General features: G+C 39.3%; 1 protein-coding gene. It reads right to left on the bottom strand.

Going from position 1 to position 1,718, the window contains the following annotated elements; translation table 11 throughout:
• Positions 1-1,182 (bottom strand): TonB-dependent receptor (locus EPN29_14280; GenBank protein ID TAN30637.1); only part of this gene is annotated, 1,182 nt, incomplete at its 3' end.
• Positions 1,183-1,718 lie beyond the last annotated feature (536 nt).

Here is a 1,718-nt window from a genome sequence, read left to right as displayed (position 1 = left end):
TTTTACGACTTGTCTCAAAAAATTTAAACCGCTGCTGCCTGGATTAGAAGTGCCCTGACCACTGATAGATTGATTATCAAAACGTAAATTCAATCCCATCTTAAATTTATTGCCGGCTTTATGAGATATTCTGAAATTCACCAGCTTCCGGTTGAGACCCGAACCAACCATCACAGCCTGGGACTCATTATCTGTCAGGCTTAAATTGAATTGTGTTTTACTATCTCCACCTGATACAGCCACATTATGCGTTTCCATAAAAGCATTTCTTCCAAAAGCCTGATCCTGCCAGTTCACAAAGGGCGCTTCTTTATATAGCCCAATATCCTGGAAGGTGCCAAACTGGCTTGCGAACTGTTGTTCTTTGGTAGTATTTCCCCGGCTTGATTCGTACTGGTATAATACGTATTGATATGGATTCAGCACGGGTAATGTTTTTTCTACTTTCTGAAAACCAAAAAATCCGTTATAAGTGACGGTAGTTTTTCCCCGATGCCCGCTTTTTGTAGTAATAATGATAACGCCATTAGCGCCGCGCGCTCCATAAATAGCCGTAGCGGAAGCATCTTTCAAAACCGTGATGGAGGCAATATTCTGCACATCCATCGTAGAAAGCGGATCATCTTCGATCATACCATCCACCACATATAAAGGAGAATTATCCTGCGTAATGGAAATCCCCCCCCTCACCCGGATATTGACTTCTGCACCTGGCATTCCTTCCGAACCGGTTACCTGCACACCTGCCAGACGGCCTGCTAATGCCTCTGCGGCTGAATTAATGGGAATATCTTTTAGATCATGCGCGCTTACCGTAGATACTGCTGCCGTCAGCGCACCTTTTGTCGTAGTACCATAACCGATAGCTACTACTTCTTTCAGACTGTTGACAGCAAGCGAAAGTTCTATATTGACAGGTTTTCCGGGAGTGGCAGTAACCACTTTTGTTTTATATCCTATAAAGCTGCATTCCAGCTTTACAGGATTATTGTTCTGAACCTGCAAAACAAAATTCCCGTTAGCATCCGTTTGTGTGCCAGTTTCTGTCCCGGGTATCCGCATAGTTACTCCCGTTAAGGCGCTTCCGGAAGATTCATCAGTGACTTTACCACTAAGTATTCCTTGCGCTTTAGCTGATAAGATACCAGTAAAAAATAATAAGGTCAGTAATATGTATTTCATCTATAAATATTTTATTGTTTTTAAAGGTTAAATAAAATTAAGCATTCCCTTTTTCTCATTGAAACAGATCATGCATTTATATAATTGTGGTGAAAATAAATGGTGAGGTTTCATGGTATTTGGTTTTAATTCGATGACAATTTTACTTGTATTCACGATTAAAACCAACAAAACAACCGGATTTATTTACGCAATCGTTCCCGATAACGATATCATCTTACAATCAGCTCGCTTCGATTAATAAGTCCTCAATTCAGAATCGTTTTTTATATTCACAATTATTAGATTCTTCGGTTAAAGCAAATGGTATGGTCCCGGTATTTCATTCAGGAAATTTCTATAATAAATTATTCAGATTAATTGTTATTTTTACGCATGCATTAAAAAATTATTTTACCATGAGAAAAATCAATCTTCTTCCTTCATACAACCATAGGAAACTCTTATCCGCTGTTATCATACTCAGCCTTCTCTTTTACTTTATTCCTGATGCTAACGGACAAAATGTAACACAACCGGCGTCCAGAGAACAGGAT

The sequence above is a fragment of the bacterium genome (assembly GCA_004299235.1).
Classification (GTDB): domain Bacteria; phylum Chloroflexota; class Dormibacteria; order Dormibacterales; family Dormibacteraceae; genus SCQL01.
Note: the sequence above shows the minus strand (reverse complement) of the source record. Positions and strands in the feature narration are given on the sequence as shown.